The organism is Lagierella massiliensis, from assembly GCF_001407835.1.
GTDB lineage: Bacteria > Bacillota > Clostridia > Tissierellales > Peptoniphilaceae > Mediannikoviicoccus > Mediannikoviicoccus massiliensis.
In genome coordinates this window covers 447,051-463,766 of record NZ_CYUO01000004.1, presented here as the reverse complement: position 1 = coordinate 463,766, position 16,716 = coordinate 447,051, and the positions used below count along the sequence as shown (strand labels likewise).

Below are 16,716 nucleotides of genomic sequence, written 5' to 3'. Positions count from 1 at the left end.
AATGGGCATAAAAAAAACGACCCAAAGGTCGTCTTGGCAGGGACAGGAGGATTTGAACCCCCGACATTTGGTTTTGGAGACCAACGCTCTACCAGCTGAACTATGCCCCTACATAACAAATTAGATTATACTAAAACAAGAAAACATTGTCAAATCTTTTTTCCAATTTGAAAGAACTTTTAGAAAAAATAAAATAGCATGTTGAAAACAAAATCTCAACATGCTATTTTATTTTTTTAAAATCCCATTCCACCTGGCATTGCTGGAGGCATTGGTGCTGGTTCATCTTCTTCTACATCTGCTACTGCAGCTTCTGTTGTCAATAACATCGCAGCTACTGATGCAGCGTTTTGAAGTGCTGATCTTGTAACCTTTGCAGGGTCAACTATACCAGCTTTTATCATGTTTACATACTCTTCGTTGTAAGCATCAAAACCGATTCCCTTTTCTTCAGCTTTTACTTTTTCTACTATTACAGATCCTTCAAGTCCTGCGTTTTTAGCAATTTGTTTGATAGGTTCTTCAAGTGCCTTTAGAATAATATTTACTCCAGTTCTTTCGTCACCTTCAGATTCTTCAAGAAGTGCGGAAATTTTTTCAAGAGTATTGATATAAGCAGTTCCACCACCTGATACGATACCTTCTTCTACTGCAGCTCTTGTTGCAGCTAAGGCATCTTCAAGTCTTAACTTTCTTTCTTTTAATTCAGTTTCAGTTGCAGCACCAACTTGGATTACAGCAACTCCACCTGAAAGTCTTGCAAGTCTTTCTTGAAGTTTATCTCTATCAAATTCTGATTCTGCATTTTCTAATCTCTTTTTAATCATTGAAACTCTTTCTTCAATAGCTTCTTTTGTTCCTGCACCGTCAACAATAACAGTATTGTCTTTAGAAACATTAACTTTTCTTGCAGTTCCAAGGTCATTAATTGTTACAGATGATAATTCTCTACCAATATCTTCAGAAATCATTTCAGTTCCAGTAAGAATTGCAATATCTTTTAACATTTCTTTTCTTCTGTCACCAAATCCAGGAGCCTTAACAGCTACCACATTGAAAGTTCCTCTAAGTTTATTGATTACAAGTGTTGAAAGAGCTTCTCCTTCTACATCTTCTGCGATTATAAATAGAGGTTTTCCTGACTTAACAACTTGTTCAAGTACAGGTAATATATCTTGAATATTTGAAATCTTCTTGTCTGTAACAAGTACATATGGATCTTCAAGATGTGCTTCCATCTTTTCAGTATCTGTCATCATATAAGGAGATAGATATCCTCTGTCGAATTGCATTCCTTCAACGACTTCTAAAGTTGTTCCCATTGAATTTGACTCTTCAACAGTTATAACCCCGTCCTTACCAACTTTTTCCATAGCTTCAGCAATCATTTGTCCAACATGTTCATCTGATGCAGAAATTGAACCAACTTGTGCGATTGCTTCAGAAGTTTCTACAGGAATTGCAATATTCTTTATTTCTTCCACTGCTACATCAACAGCTTTTTTTATTCCCTTTTGCATAATCATAGGGTTTGCACCTGCAGCAAGGTTCTTAACACCTTCTCTAACGATCGCTTGAGCGAGTAATGTTGCAGTTGTTGTTCCATCTCCTGCGATATCGTTTGTCTTAGTTGCAACTTCTCTTACAAGTTGTGCACCCATGTTTTCAAATCTATCTTCTAATTCTATTTCTCTTGCTATAGTTACACCGTCATTAGTTATAAGAGGTGATCCAAATTTCTTATCTAATACAACATTTCTTCCCTTAGGTCCCAAAGTTACCTTAACAGTATCGGAAAGTTTGTTAACTCCGTTTATTAAACCTTCTCTTGCATCAATTGCAAATTTAATTTCCTTAGCCATATTTCCTCCTTTTATTCTTCAACAATTGCAAGTACATCTTCAAGTTTTACAATAATATATTCATCTTGTTCTAACTTAACTTCTGTTCCTGCGTACTTTGAATAAATAACTTTTGTTCCAACTTCTATATTGAAATTATCTTTTCCTGCTAATTCTTTAGATATAGCAACTACTTCTGCAACTTGTGGTTTTTCTTGTGCAGAACTTGGCAATACAATGCCTGAAGCAGTTTTTTCTTCTACTTCCAACATCTTTACTACAATTCTTTCTCCTATTGGTTTAAGATTCATATTGTCCTCCTATATATTTTTTATCACTCTATGGATTAGAGTGCTAATAACTACATTCTTATGATAATACATTTACTAAAATATTGCAAGGAAATTTTATTCTTTACTTTTCTATTCTATACTGTCCTCTATAAAAAAGAAAGGCTTTTCCTATTGCAACTTTACAATTTATTTTTTCAAAAAAGGGCCATGCCACTATCGCACGCCCTTCATATGAGTAATTTTTTTATTTAATTATAGCATCAGGCTTCCAAAGCTAAAGATCATAACATATCTTTTTAGAATTTCTACCGCAGAGTTTGAGTAACCAATCATCACTGCAATAAAAATTATATGTGGTATGGCTAAGAGTATGCATATGGTTATAACTAAAAAGTTTTTTCTAACGAATAATAGTCCAAACACAACTATCCAAGCCCAAAGGCAAAATGGTATAAAGAAAGTCATATCTGCAAGGAAGTCTAATCTTTTATTAAACACACTGCCATCTAATCTTCCACTTTTAGCAGTAATTATAACTCCCACTGCAAAGATTAACATGGAAACTGCAGTGACTATATAAAATATTTTTCTTGAGTCCAGTTCCTTTTTCTCTTTTTTACTCATTTTGCACCTTCTGTAAATTTATTTTATAATTTTTTCAAGCTCATCTTTTTCCACAATTCTTATGCCAAGTTCCCTTGCTTTATCGAACTTGGACCCTGGTTTTTCTCCAACTACAACCATGTCTGTGTTTTTGGATACTGACGAAGATGTCTTTGCTCCCATGGATTTAAATATATCTTCCAATTCTTTTCTTGAATAGTTTTCAAATGATCCTGTAATAACGACACGCATGTCGCTAAACTTTTGCTCAATATCTTCTTTATTCTCTTCATTTACAATCTCAACGCCTTCACCAAGCAGTCTGTCAAGTCCTTCCACAACCCTCTCATCATTAAAGAACTCTTCTATAGCTCTTGCTGTTATATCTCCAATATCTGGAACTTCCACAAGCTCTTGGGCAGTTGCAGCCCTAAGATTTTCAAAGGTTTTAAATCTATTCGCCAAGTCCTCTGCAGTTTTTATTCCCACATTCGGAATACCAATTGCGTAGATGAAGTTTTTAAGCCTCACTTCTTTGCTATTTTCAATTGCATTTAAAAGATTGTTTACTTTTTTTTCTTTAAATCCTGGAAGTTGATATAGCTCTTCTTCTGTTAGTGAATATATTTGGGATATCTCATGCACTTTTAATATCTCTAACATCTTTTCAATAGTCTTTTCACTAAGTCCATCTATATTCATAGCGTCTCTTGACGCAAAGTGAGCAAGTCTTGAAACCAGTTGTGGTTCACAGTTCATTGAGTTTGGACAAAAATAGTGTACTCCGTCTCGAATTAGTGGTGTGTGACAAAATGGACAATCCTGTGGCATAACTATTTCTTTTGAATCTTCATAATCTTCAATCTTTCCTAAAATTTCTGGAATTACATCATTTGACCTTCTGATTAAGACCCTTGAGTTTATCTTCACTTGCTTTCTTTCGATGTCGTCCATGTTGTTTAAAGTTGCACGACTAACTAATACATCTCCTATTTCAACTGGATCAAGTAGGGCCGTTGGTGTAACTTTTCCAGACCTTCCAACATTCCATTCAACTTCTCTCACAATGGTGCTGTACTCTTCTGGTTCAAATTTATATGCAATTGCCCATCTCGGAAATTTATTTGTGTATCCGAGAACTTCTCTGGTCTTCATATCATTTATTTTTATTACTGCACCATCAGTTAAAATATCTATTTCTTTTCTGTACTCTTCTATATATGAAAGAATCTCTTCAAGTTCCTTTAATGTCTTGGCTTTTTTTATAAATGGATGCACTTTAAAGTGATTGTCTTTTAAAAACTGCATCATCTCTTCCTGGCTTGTAAACTCTTTTCCTTCAATATAGCCTACATTATAAAAATATGCAGTGAGATTTCTCTTTTTTGTCTCCTTTGGGTCGAGATTTCTTAAGGCTCCCGCCGCTGCATTTCTTGCATTTTTTAAAGCTGGACTATACTTTTTATTATATTCTTTAAGTACTGTCAGTGGCATTAGCCCCTCTCCCTGCACTTCAATCCTTCCTTTGTAAGGAATTGTGAATGGTATTGACGGAATAGTTTTTACTTGGGCTAAAATATCTTCTCCAACAACACCATTTCCTCTGGTGGAAGCCATAACAAGTCTTCCTTCATCATAGGTTAAGTTTATTGTAAGGCCGTCAAATTTAAGTTCAACTAAAAATAATAGCTCTAAAACTTTTTCATTGGATGCCTTTACAAGTCTTTCAGCCCTCTTCTCCCACTCACGAATTTTTTCAATGCTTTGCGCCTTGTCTAAACTGTAGAGGGGTGCCAAGTGGGTATGTTTTACAAATCCCTCTAATAGCTCTCCACCAACTCTTTGTGTCGGTGACTCAGGAAGCACAATTCCAGTTTCATGTTCAAGCTTTACAAGCTCATCATATAATTTATCATATTCACCATCAGATACTATTGGCTCGTCAAGAGTGTAGTAGTGATAGTTATAGTCGTTTAATTGTTTTACTAATTCTTCAATTCTCTCGTTATTCATTTATTAACTCCAAAGGTGCCATGTTTTTGTTGAGCTTCTTTATACCTTTCTTATCAAAGGCGATTACAAGCTCATCTCCTCCACTTTTTTCTGTTATCGATACAATCGTTCCAAAACCAAAACTCTTATGTTTAACCTTGTAGCCAAGTTTTAATTCCACGTCTTCCAAGGTTTTCTTGTTTGGATCAGGTTTTTTTAAAAAACTGTCCCTTAAATCCTTTGCCATGGTCTGTGCTGAAGTTGCAAAGGTCTCTCTAAAGTTGTCAGTGTATTGATATGACCTTGGCTTTTCAACTTCCAAAGAATCTCCCATCTCTTCAATAAATCTTGAAGGCTTATGCATCATAAACTTCCCGAAGACCCTTCTACTGCTGCATGAAGTTAAATATAATTTTTCTTCCGCTCTTGTCAGTGCCACATAACAAAGTCTTCTCTCCTCTTCCAGTCCGTCGTCTTCCACAATTGTCCTTTCAGAAGGAAAAAGCCCCTCTTCCATTCCAGTTAGAAATACAATTTTATATTCCAAGCCCTTTGCTGCATGTATGGTCATAAGGCTAACTCCTGTTTTTGTCTGGTCGGTCTTGTCCACATCTGAAAGTAGAGTCACCGTTGCAAGGTAGTCTTCCAGAGAAGGCTCCTCTGTAGTTTTTTCATAATCTGAAATCGCCGATACAAATGAAGAAATATTTTCTATTCTCGTTTTGTCCTCTCTTAAATTTGAATCCTCTAACATCTTTAAGTATCCAGTCTTTTCTAAAACATGGTTTACAAAATCCGTTACAGATAGACTTTCCTTCTCTTTTTTTATATTTTCCATCATATAAATAAATTCTTGAAGTTTTGCTTTGGTACGTCCAGTTATTCCTTCAATAGCAGTTTCAGAAAGTATTCTATATATAGAAGAATTCTTTTCAAGGGCAATGTCTGATAGTTTGTTTAAAGTAGTATCTCCAATGCCCCTCTTAGGTATATTGATAATTCTCTTTAGCGCCACATCGTCATCGGGATTCACAAAAATCTTCAAATATGCCACTAATTCCTTAATCTCCTTACGGTCGTAGAACTTCAGTCCTCCAACAACTCTGTAGTTGATGCCTTCGCGCATTAGCATCTCTTCAAAAGCTCGAGACTGGGCATTGGTTCTGTAAAGTATTGCCATATCTTCAAACTTGTAACCGTCGTTTCGAAGCTGTTCAATGTAATTTGTTACAATCATAGCTTCTTCCATGTCAGAGTCAACTTCTTTATAAATAACCTTGTCCCCTGTTTTATTATCGGTCCAAAGATTTTTTTCCTTTCTTTCAAAGTTATTTCGTATAACCCTATTGGCAGTATCCAAAATATTTTTTGTGGATCTATAATTTTGTTCAAGTAGAATTACTTTAGCCTTATCAAAGTCCTTCTCAAAATTTAAAATATTACTTATGTCTGCACCTCTCCATCCATAAATGGACTGGTCTCCATCACCAACGGCACAAATATTTCCATATCCCTTTGAAAAGTATTTTATAAGCTCATATTGGGGCTTATTGGTGTCTTGATATTCATCCACAAAGACATATTTAAATTTGTTTTCGTACTTTTGTCTTATAGAGTCATGTTCTCCGAAAAGTTCCAAAGTCTTTAGTATCAAGTCGTCAAAGTCCAAAGAGTTGTAAAGTTTTTTCTTTCTCTCATACTCTTCAAAAATTTCTCCAAATACTTTATAGGTTGGATGATACCCATAGAGATCGTTGATATAATTTACGCCTTCCCCAATGTTTTTTGCTGATGAAATTGCATTTAAGCATGCTGAAACAGGAAAATCTTTTGTGCTTATACTCTTATCCCTAAGTATCTCTTTTATTAATGACTGTTGGTCCGTCCTATCATATATTGTAAAGTTGTTTGTATATCCAATAGCTTCTATTTCTGCTCTAAGAATCCTTACGCAGATGGAGTGAAATGTTCCAATCCACATACTTGAAACATCTTCACCCAGTAGATTTTCAACTCTGTCCTTCATTTCTCCTGCAGCCTTGTTAGTAAAGGTAAAGGCAAGCACTTCCCATCTTCTTGCAAGTCCTTCATTTAATATGTGAGCAATCCTTGTAGTTAAAACCCTTGTCTTTCCACTGCCTGCGCCGGCAAGAATCAAAAGTGGTCCCTGAGTTGCAAGCACCGCTTCCCTCTGTCTGTCATTAAGTCCTTTTAGTAATTCCTTCATTTATTTCTCCTATCAAAAAAGGTCTAAATATAAATATTAAAGACCTGTTAGCTATTTCAAAATTTATTCCATTCCCTTATTCATTATAACATAGCAAAATAAAAAAGAGCCCACAGGCTCTCTTTATCTATAAATTTAATTCGCAAAGTTCATGCTTGGTGTCTTTTGCTACGGATTTTATAACAACCTTGCCATCATATGTGTTTATTCCAGATTTTAATTCAGGGAATTTTTCAATAGCACCCTTTAGTCCTTCCTCACCTATGGCTTTTGCATAGACTGTAGTTGCATTTGACAATGCATAGGTTGATGTCATGGCAACAGCCCCTGGAATATTTGCAACTGCATAAAAAGTTACGCCATACTCTTTGAAAACTGGATGACTATGGCTTGTTGGACGTCCCTGTGTTATATCAGTTGAACCACCTTGGTCAATGGCAACGTCAACGACCACCGAACCTTCTTTCATATTTTTTACAGTGTCTTCCCTAACAAGTTGTGGAGCACGTGCTCCAGGTATCAATACTGTTGATATAACCAAGTCTGCTCCACTCACAGCTTCGTCTATATTTATTGGATTTGAATAAAGTGTTTCAATTTTGTCTGGGAATATGTTGTGAAGCTTTGTAAGAGCATCCACATTTATATCTAAAACAGTAACCCTTGCACCCATACCAACAGCTATTCTCGTTGCAGCCGTTCCTACAGTACCTGCTCCAACTATAACTACATTGGCAGGTCTAACTCCAGGCACACCCTGTAAAAGAATTCCCCTTCCACCTTCAGGCTTTGTTAAATATCTTGCACCTTCTTGAACTGCCATTCTGCCAGCAATCTCAGACATAGGTTGAAGAAGTGGAAGTTTATTTCCCTTTTGCACAGTTTCAAACCCTATTGCTGTCACCTTGCGTTTAATCAACTCATCAACAAGTTTTTCATTACCTGCCAAGTGAAGATATGCGTATATGATAAGTCCCTCTCTCAAATATTTATACTCTTCTTCAAGAGGCTCCTTGACCTTGTAAATCATATCTGCCCTTTCCCAAACCTCTTTAGCAGAATCTATAATTTTTGCTCCAACATCTTCATAATCCTTGTCGCTAATCCCAGAGCCAAGACCAGCTCCTTTTTCTATCAAAACTTCTATTCCATGTTTCACAAGGTCACTAACTGCCGCTGGAACAGCTGCTACCCTTGACTCTTGATCTTTAATCTCTTTTGGTATTCCTATTATCATAAAAATTTACCTTCACTCTCTTTTTTTGAATAACTATATTATAAAATGGATTTTTTTTCATGTCAATTTATAAATTTAAATTATTAAACTATTTTTTTTAAGCTTGATGCAAAAAAAGGAGCCAAAGCCCCTTCTATTTCAAAAATGTAAAATATAAAATCACAATTATTCCAAGCGCTATTCTATACCAACCAAACACTTTGAAGTCGTGCCTTTTTACATAAGAAAGCAAAAATTTAATTGTAAGTATTGATACAACAAATGAAACTACTGATGAAATTAAAAGTATCATCAGCTCAAAGGATGTAAATGAAAAGCCAAATTTTAATAATTTTAAAAAGCTTGCACCAAACATTACAGGGATTGCTAAATAAAAAGTAAACTCAGCAGCAACCGTTCTCGATAGTCCAAGTAAAATACCTCCAAGTATTGTTGAACCAGACCTTGAAACTCCTGGAAATATTCCTGCAAATAGTTGAAAAACACCTATATAAAATGCAATTCTGTAGCTTATGCTCTTTACGTCTTTGACCTTTGGAACTTTGTCTTTATTTTTGTTTTCTACAATAATAAATAATATACCAACGATTATAAGCGCAAGTGCAATTGGTATTGGTTTATGAAACTTCTCCTCAAATACATCATCAAAGGGAATGATTAACGCCGCAGGGATGCAGGCAATAATAATTTTTCCCCATAGACTAAACTTTTCTCTATTTGCAACAACCTTGCCATCTCTTTTTTCAAAGGGAAAAATATCATTCCAAAATAAAACCACTACCGCTAAAATTGCTCCAAGCTGGATTACAATTTTAAACATGGACATAAATTCACTACTAACATTAAGTTTTATTAATTCGTCAACTAAAATAATGTGACCTGTTGAAGATATGGGAAGCCACTCGGTAATCCCTTCAACAATTCCTAATATAATCGCTTTTAAAATTTCTATCATAATTCACCTCGATTATTCAATTATACAAAACATTAAAATAACTGTCTAATCAATTCCCTTAGTGCTTGATTTTTTTTTATCTTTATCATACATTATAATAAATGATATAAGGAGGTATTATGAAGACGAAAAATAAGAAATTTACTTTTGTAAAAATAATTTTTCTTTTAGTTCTTGGATGCGCTCTATTCTTTGGTGGAATGCTTAAAATGAAAAAAGATATGACTCCCAAGATGACTACTGATTTAATTAATAATCGACTTGAAGAAGCAAAAGAGTTAACTACATTGAAATATCACTACACCAATATGGGACAGTTTGAAAACCAAAACGACTTTTACGGATGGAAGGTTCCCTTCACTACAAAGAGCTTTATAGTTTCATATGACGGAACAATTCATGCCGGCGTGAACTTAGAAAAGGCAGTGGTTGGCTTTGGCAATAATAGAATTGATATTCAAATACCAAACTCTACCATACTGTCACATGAAATAGACGAAGAATCTTTAAAGGTATTTTTAGAAAAAGATACAATTTTTAATCCTATAAAGATTGAAGATTACAACGACTTTGCAAAAGACCAAAAAAAAGTTGTAGAAGAAAAAGCAATAAAAAATGGTTTGTTAACAGAAGCCAACGAAAAGGCAGAAAAGACAATTAAGGAACTGCTTAAACTTGATGACCTTTTCAAAGATTACGAAATAAAAATTTATTTTAAGTAAAAATAAGCTCCAAATTATTTTGGAGTTGTTTTTTTGTTTGTCTTGTATTATAATCATTAATACAGATAAGACAGAAAGAAAGGAAAAGATATGATTTTAAAAATTGATATGGCAAGTGAAGTTCCAATCTACCAACAGGTGCGAGATGAAATTATATCTCTTATAGGCATAGGCGACCTTTCGCCAGGAGATGAACTTCCAACGGTAAGGTCCCTCGCTGAAGACCTTGGAATAAATCCAATGACCATACAAAAGTCCTACAACATTTTAAAAAATGAAGGCTTTATCGAAATTCACAGGCGAGTTGGTGCAAGGGTTTCAACTTTAAATAATTTAAAAGAGGAGAGTTTTGAAGAAAGTTTTAAAAAAAATATACTTGAAGCCAAAGCTCGTGGATACAATATAGAAGAACTTATAAAGAAGGTGCAAAAATGATATTTAATTTAATCTTAGTAGGCTGTTTAGTTTTAATACTTTTTTTAATGAAGTTTCAAATAAACTACATCACAAATTATAAAAACGGATATATATTGGCTACTTCCCTTCCCTATGACCTAATAGATGACGAGAGAGTAAAAGAAATTACAGAGGATTTAAAAAAGGAGTGTTCTCTAATATTAAAAATCTTTCTTCCAATTCCTCTATTGATATTTTTTGCAGAAACAGAGCTGATTAAAATGCTTTTATTTGTCTTTGAGATTATTATTTATTGTGTTTTAATAAACATCTTTATCTACAAGTCAATGAAGGAGCTTAGGGAGTACAAAAAGCTTGTAAAGGTAAAGTCAAGAGTTAAGTACGCCGACTTAAAGGCAAATGTGGAAATAAAAAAGAACATGCCAAGTAAGTTTATGCATCTAATGCCAGTAATAATACTTTTGCCAGGACTTTTCTTTTTGGACTTCGATGTGAAAACTTCCACTATGATGCTAATTACAGGAGCAATTACTAACCTAAGTCTAATTTACTTTGCTATGACTATAGAAAAATCGCCAAACATAATTTACTCAGAGGACACAGAAGAAAATGTAAGGCTAAATATAAAAAATAAAGGAAAATTCAGTAGAATGATACTTATGTTTGCAATTTTTTTATCTGTATTGACCCTTTTTAGTACAATAGTTTCTTACAAAAATCCATATGCATATTGGCCATTTATAGTCTACACAGTGGTTATGACTTTTGGAATAGTTTTAATTGTAATAGGTCAATACAAAGTCTCTAAGGGCGAAGTTAATTTAAATGTGGATGAAGTTGATTACTACGATATATTTGGATATAAAAATAAAGATGACGCAAGAATTTTAGTTCCATCAAAACTATCCCCGGGCAATATGGACATCAATAGAGGTAGACCAGTAGGTAAGGCAATTTTTTATGGAAGTATTGTCCTGGGAATAGTTTTATTAGCATCACTACCTTACTTTCTATCTCCATCAAACTATAATTACAATGTGGGAAAAGATAAAATATTAATCTCTGCAAGGATGTATAATGACGAAATAAAATACAAGGACATTAAAGAAATAGAATTGTTAGATGAATTTCCTAAAGGAAATGTTATAAGAACAAATGGAACTTCTTTAGATAGCCAGAGTTATGGCTCTTTCTCGGTAAAAGGAATCGGAAATGTAAAACTCTATTACTACAATAGTGGTAAAAAAGTTATCTTTATAAAAGCTGATAAAAATTATATATTTAATCAAAAAACAGATAGCGAAACGGAAGAGTTGTATAATAAAATTAAAAGAAAGAATTGAAAATTTAATCAATAAAAAAGAAAGAAAATCATATCAAGATGTTCTTTCTTTTTTTATGTCTAACAAAGGAAATTTTTAAACTCCCAAATTGCTTTAATAATTTTATACTTAGCATGGCAAGAGGAAAGTATCTCGCAGGATAAACTAAAAGTATTTTGCGTATATCAAAATTGGGAAAAATTTTTTTAGAAAGTATTAAAATAAACAATTATTAAAAAAGGAAGCCTCAGCTTCCTTAATCATTTTGTTAATTTTTAAAAACTTCTTCCTGCTCCTCCGCCGCCGCTGGAGCCTCCTCCACCGGAAAATCCACCAAAGCCGCCGGAGCTTCTACTTGAGCCTGAGTATCCTCCAAAGCTCCATGGGGAGTATCCTCTTCTATATCCTCCTCTACCTCCAGGTCCTCTAAACCTTCTTCGTCTTGAAAGAAGAATAAGTATTATGATTATAAGAAGAATTACCCAACCGTTCACTTCTTCAGAACTGTCAAGTCTATTCATATACTTTTCATAGTCTCCATCAAGCTCTACATTATATTCTAAGATGACTTGAGATACTACCGCTCTAAAGGTTTCTCTAATAGCTTCGTCAAAACTTGTAGGATCATCCCTGTTTATGAGGGGAATAAAAAATTCATCTATAATCCTTCCAACCTTACCGTCGTTAAGTCTTCCTTCAAGACCATACCCCGTTGCAATATAGATAGAGTACTTGTCAGTTGTAGGTTCTTTTCCCAGTAGGATAAGCACTCCATTATTAAGAGTCTTATCTCCTATACCCCACTTCCTAAACATCTCAAGGGCATATTCTTCAATTGGATACTCCTGTAAGTCATTTACAGTAGCAACGACAACTTGTGCCTTGGTCTTGCCTTGAAGTTCCACATTGGTCTTTAGTATTTCACTCTTTAGTTCATCAGAAATAACTCCCATTTCATCGTAGTAGTAGAACTCCTTTGTGGGGCTTGGTAAATTAAGTTTTGCAAAGCTTGATGTGCTTGAAAAAATTAATGTAAGGACGATAAGGATAGGTAAAATTATTTTAAGCTTTCTATCCTTCATATTATTATCCAATCACGTTTAAAGCTTTAAAACCAAAGTCAACTGATGGTGCACTTTCAGCACCAGGGTCTGCTTCAAAGTATTCCCTTGGTGAAAATCCTAACATCTTCGCAAAAATATTAGTAGGAAATCTTCTAACTTTGCTATTAAAAGTTTTAACAACGCCATTGTAGTCTTTTCTTGCTACAGCAATTCTATTTTCAGTTCCTGCAAGTTCGTCTTGAAGTTGTATAAAGTTTTGATTTGCTTTTAAATCTGGATAAGCTTCAACAACCACATTGATATCACCAATTGCCTTAGTAAGTTCTGCGTTTGCTTCAGAAAGTTCCTTAGGTCCCTTTGCATCATTTACCTTTGATCTTGCTTCAGTTATCTTTGTTAGTGTTTCTTGTTCATGAGTTGCATAACCCTTAACAGTATTTACAAGATTTGGTATAAGGTCTGCCCTTCTTTGAACAGCTGTTTGTAAATCTGCATATGAGTTATTTACTTCTTCATCAAGTCCTACAAGTCCATTGTATGAGCTAAATGCGCCAATAGCTAATATAACTACAATTGCTATTATCGCCATTACTCCTCCTCCAGCTTTTTTCATTTAATCACTCCTTATTAATAAGATAATTTTATTTATATTATAGGTATAATACCTATACTATATTTACCCAAATTTAATTTACTAACCCACCGTCTATTCAAAGTCAATTTCATAAATTTCCATGTTATCTATTGCATCATTTACAAGTTTGTCAACTTCAAGATTCTCTTCACTTCTTAAAATATCTGAAAGTCTCGGTTTAGTTACAGGTCTGTCTGGCAAGAATACCGTACAACAATCTTCAAAAGGAAGGATTGAAGTTTCATAAGTTCCAATATCACGTGCAATTTCTATAATCTCAGTCTTGTCCATACCTATTAACGGTCTTAAAATCGGCATGGATACAACTTGATTTATAACACCAACAGATTCAATTGTTTGACTTGCAACTTGTCCAAGGCTCTCGCCAGTAATAAGGGCATTGTACTCATGCTTTTTAGAAATCTCTTCGCCAATTCTCATCATAAATCGCCTTGAGAGAATCGTCATCTCCCTTGCTCTACACTTTTCATTAATCTCTCTTTGGATCGGAAGAAGATTTATTGAGTACATCGTAATCTTTCCTGTGTAATATGAAAGTTCTTTTGCAAGTTTTTGAACCTTTTCAAAGGCACGGTCGCTTGTAAAAGGATATGAGTGAAAATGTAATGCAGATATTTCAACACCACGCCTTGCAAGTAAAAAACCTGCAACTGGGCTGTCGATACCACCAGATAAAAGTAGTAGTCCCCTTCCTGAAGAACCAATTGGAAGTCCACCATATCCCTTAATCTTGTCTGAATAAATATAAATATGATTTTTCACATCAATATATACCATAATGTCTGGGTTATGCACATCAACATACATCTTGGAACCGAACTTTTTTAAAATAGCGCCACCAATTTTTGGATTTAATTCTGGTGACTTAACAGGAAAGCTCTTGTCAGATCTCTTTGCTTCAACCTTAAAAGAGGTTTTTTCTGTAATATTTTTACTTTCAATTAATTGAAGTGCACCTTTTTCAATTTCTTCAACGGATCTTCCAACCCTAATTACTGGGCTAATATATACAATGCCAAAAACTTTCTTAATATGGTCAATCATGGAATTAAAATCTTCTTCATTTGCCTTTATATAAAGCTTTCCCTGATCCTTATAATATTCTTCAATGTCAAAATCCTTAACAGAATCCATAATTTTTTTAACGGCTCTGTCTTCAAAAGACTTTCTATTTTTTCCCTTAAGTGCAAGCTCTCCAAAGCTTACAGATAAATACCAATTCATTACCTTCTCCCTACAATTGATCTAATATCATTAACTGCATTTTCAAACTCCACAAAGAACTCCTTTGCCTCTTCAACAGTAGACTCATCGCTAAAAGAAATTCTAACAGTGCCAAGGCCATACTCTTTTGGTACCTTTATGGCTTGAATAATTGGACTTACATTATTTTTATTACATGCAGAGCCAGTTGACACATACATTTCCTTTGACTCCAAGTAGTGAAGTAAAACTTCTCCCCTAACGTCCTTCAAAGACACATTTAAAATATACGGACTGTGATTCTCTCCCTTTGAGTTTATAATTATATCTCCCAAGGTTTCTAACTTTTCAATTAAATAGTTTTTAACCTCACTAACATTTTCATTATTTTTTTCCAAGTTTTCACTCATAATTTCTGCCATCTCTCCAAGGGCAAGAATACCCGGAACATTTTCCGTTCCAGAAGACATTCCCTTCTCCTGTCCACCACCATATAATACCGGTTTTAAATTCACACCGTCCTTAATATAAATGGCTCCAATACCCTTTGGTGCGTGGAATTTATGCCCAGAAATTGTGTACATATCCACCATGGACCTTTTTAAATCAATGGGCACCTTGCCAAAGCCTTGAATTCCGTCCACATGAAATAGAGTGTTTGGATTTTTTTCCTTAATAATCTTTCCGATTGACTCGATATCATTTATAATACCAATTTCGTTGTTAACATGCATAATAGAAACTAACTTAGTATTTTCATTAATAGAGTCCCTAAGTTCATCAAGGCTAATCATACCATGTTTATCAACGGAAAGTATCTTTAAGTTTTTTATATTATGATTTTCATATGCCCTTTTAACAGAAGAGTGTTCAAGTTCCGTCGTAATAAACTCTCCCTTGCTTCCATGGAAAGTTGCAATTGCAATATTATTTCCTTCAGTCCCACAAGATGTGAAATAAATTTCATTTGAAGATACACCAAGAGCATTCGCGACCTTTTGCCTTGCTGTTTCAACCTCTTTTTCAACCCTGTGACCGAAGCTATGAAGTGCAGAGGGATTTGCAAAATCTTCCCTCATGGCCTTCACCATTATATCAACAGCCTCCTGTCTAACTCTTGTAGTAGAAGCATTATCAAAATAAATCATTAAACCATCCCTTCATACTGTGCTAAAATAATTATAACACTAAGAGAGGTGATATTAAATGAAAGCGCGCATTTGGAGTGATGATAAAAAGACTTTCCTAAGCATAATCACAACGGGAATAGATAGAAATAAAAACAGAATCTTTCTTTTAAACCTATACGACGGAGAAAAGTTAAAACAATATAAATTTCCAGAAAATAAAGAAGAATTTGAAAATGATGTCAAGGATTTAAATGTAATAACTTACAATGGAAATAGCTTTGACATCCCATTCCTAAAAGCAAATGATATTAGTATAGAAGAAAACTTTGACCTATATTCATTTTTAAAATCATATAAACTCCTTGGTCTTCAAAGCTATAAATTTAAAGAAGTTTATAGACATTTCACATCAAAAGACACTGGTGAGCTTGAAGCAAAAGAGATAGTAAAGCTAATAAAAGATTATGAAAAGACCAATGATGAAAATAATTTCAAAAAAATTTTATCCCAAGGTGAACGCCATATAAAAAATTTATTAAAACTCTTCAAAGAAGTTGAAAGTCAAATAAATAAAGAAAAAATAGAACTTGAAATCTATAACAAAAACATAAAACTACTACCATATAGCTTTAAAGAAGAGGGCGACTACTTTGATATATTGCTTTTAAATATGGGAGAATTCATAAATATGAACCTGGAATTTAATACATTTAGTCTCTTTAGTAAAGACTACAACTATATTCTTCGATTTAAAACAATTAGAGGTTACTTAGATGAAAAAACCATAGGAAAATGCGTTATTACGGATTTGAATTTAAAAGACGAAAACTTTCCCAAACTTAATAAAAACCTCTATCCAATTGAGGCAGAAAAAAAAGAGATAGAAAATATAAAAAATTTAGCAAGGACTGCTCTAAAAAGCGTAGGAAAAAAAGTGAAAAATTAATATAAAATTTACTGCAAAATTTATAACACGATTCTAAAGTATTCATCGATAATCTAATTATAAAGAGTTTGGGTCAAGGATAAATGTATCACCCCTTTCCTTATATCAG

The 16,716-nt window shown here is 33.9% G+C and carries 15 protein-coding genes and 1 tRNA gene; 4 read left to right on the top strand and 12 right to left on the bottom strand.

The window, feature by feature from the left end; all coding sequences use genetic code 11:
• Positions 1–34: 34 nt before the first annotated feature.
• The 8 genes from BN2746_RS02185 to BN2746_RS02150 form a co-directional block, all read right to left on the bottom strand.
• Positions 35–110: transfer RNA gene (locus tag BN2746_RS02185), tRNA-Trp, on the bottom strand.
• 126 nt (positions 111–236) lie between these two features.
• Entirely contained in the window at positions 237–1,862 is a 1,626-nt protein-coding gene (gene groL, locus BN2746_RS02180; protein WP_055078224.1) for a chaperonin GroEL, read from the bottom strand.
• An 11-nt stretch (positions 1,863–1,873) separates the two neighbouring features.
• Complete coding sequence (locus BN2746_RS02175; protein WP_055078223.1) at positions 1,874–2,152, bottom strand: co-chaperone GroES; 279 nt, start codon at positions 2,150–2,152, stop codon at positions 1,874–1,876.
• A gap of 234 nt (positions 2,153–2,386) precedes the next feature.
• Complete coding sequence (locus tag BN2746_RS02170) at positions 2,387–2,758, bottom strand: hypothetical protein (RefSeq protein WP_055078222.1); 372 nt, start codon at positions 2,756–2,758, stop codon at positions 2,387–2,389.
• 18 nt (positions 2,759–2,776) lie between these two features.
• Positions 2,777–4,750, bottom strand: a complete 1,974-nt coding sequence (gene ligA / locus BN2746_RS02165; protein ID WP_055078221.1) for an NAD-dependent DNA ligase LigA — start codon at positions 4,748–4,750, stop codon at positions 2,777–2,779.
• Entirely contained in the window at positions 4,743–6,956 is a 2,214-nt protein-coding gene (locus BN2746_RS02160; RefSeq protein WP_055078220.1) for an ATP-dependent helicase, read from the bottom strand. The genes ligA and BN2746_RS02160 overlap by 8 nt, the downstream gene beginning before the upstream one ends.
• 127 nt (positions 6,957–7,083) lie before the next feature.
• Positions 7,084–8,193, bottom strand: coding sequence for an alanine dehydrogenase (ald, locus tag BN2746_RS02155; protein ID WP_055078219.1), 1,110 nt, complete (start codon positions 8,191–8,193; stop codon positions 7,084–7,086).
• A 133-nt stretch (positions 8,194–8,326) separates the two neighbouring features.
• Positions 8,327–9,151 carry an undecaprenyl-diphosphate phosphatase gene (locus tag BN2746_RS02150; RefSeq protein WP_455428443.1) on the bottom strand — a complete coding sequence of 275 codons (825 nt, stop codon included), beginning with the start codon at positions 9,149–9,151 and terminating at the stop codon, positions 8,327–8,329.
• A gap of 116 nt (positions 9,152–9,267) precedes the next feature.
• Here BN2746_RS02150 and BN2746_RS02145 point away from each other — a divergent pair, with 116 nt between their 5' ends.
• The 3 genes from BN2746_RS02145 (at position 9,268) to BN2746_RS02135 (ending at position 11,630) form a co-directional block, all read left to right on the top strand.
• A complete protein-coding gene (locus tag BN2746_RS02145; RefSeq protein WP_055078217.1) occupies positions 9,268–9,870 on the top strand; it encodes a DUF4230 domain-containing protein in 603 nt (200 codons plus the stop codon).
• Between the two features lie 90 nt (positions 9,871–9,960).
• Positions 9,961–10,305, top strand: coding sequence for a GntR family transcriptional regulator (locus BN2746_RS02140; protein ID WP_077064901.1), 345 nt, complete (start codon positions 9,961–9,963; stop codon positions 10,303–10,305).
• Positions 10,302–11,630, top strand: a complete 1,329-nt coding sequence (locus BN2746_RS02135; protein WP_055078216.1) for a PH domain-containing protein — start codon at positions 10,302–10,304, stop codon at positions 11,628–11,630. The genes BN2746_RS02140 and BN2746_RS02135 overlap by 4 nt, the downstream gene beginning before the upstream one ends.
• A 254-nt stretch (positions 11,631–11,884) precedes the next feature.
• Here the strand turns inward: BN2746_RS02135 and BN2746_RS02130 are convergent, their stop codons facing one another.
• The 4 genes from BN2746_RS02130 to BN2746_RS02115 form a co-directional block, all read right to left on the bottom strand.
• Positions 11,885–12,691, bottom strand: a complete 807-nt coding sequence (locus BN2746_RS02130) for a TPM domain-containing protein (RefSeq protein WP_055078215.1) — start codon at positions 12,689–12,691, stop codon at positions 11,885–11,887.
• A 4-nt stretch (positions 12,692–12,695) separates the two neighbouring features.
• The gene (locus tag BN2746_RS02125) at positions 12,696–13,286 is read right to left on the bottom strand and encodes a LemA family protein (protein ID WP_055078214.1); all 591 of its coding nucleotides are present in this window, start codon (positions 13,284–13,286) and stop codon (positions 12,696–12,698) included.
• 93 nt (positions 13,287–13,379) lie between these two features.
• Complete coding sequence (thiI, locus tag BN2746_RS02120; protein ID WP_055078213.1) at positions 13,380–14,552, bottom strand: tRNA uracil 4-sulfurtransferase ThiI; 1,173 nt, start codon at positions 14,550–14,552, stop codon at positions 13,380–13,382.
• Complete coding sequence (locus tag BN2746_RS02115) at positions 14,552–15,679, bottom strand: cysteine desulfurase family protein (RefSeq protein WP_055078212.1); 1,128 nt, start codon at positions 15,677–15,679, stop codon at positions 14,552–14,554. The genes thiI and BN2746_RS02115 overlap by 1 nt, the downstream gene beginning before the upstream one ends.
• 58 nt (positions 15,680–15,737) lie before the next feature.
• Here BN2746_RS02115 and BN2746_RS02110 point away from each other — a divergent pair, with 58 nt between their 5' ends.
• Positions 15,738–16,607, top strand: coding sequence for a ribonuclease H-like domain-containing protein (locus BN2746_RS02110; protein WP_055078211.1), 870 nt, complete (start codon positions 15,738–15,740; stop codon positions 16,605–16,607).
• The last annotated feature ends 109 nt before the right edge of the window (positions 16,608–16,716 follow it).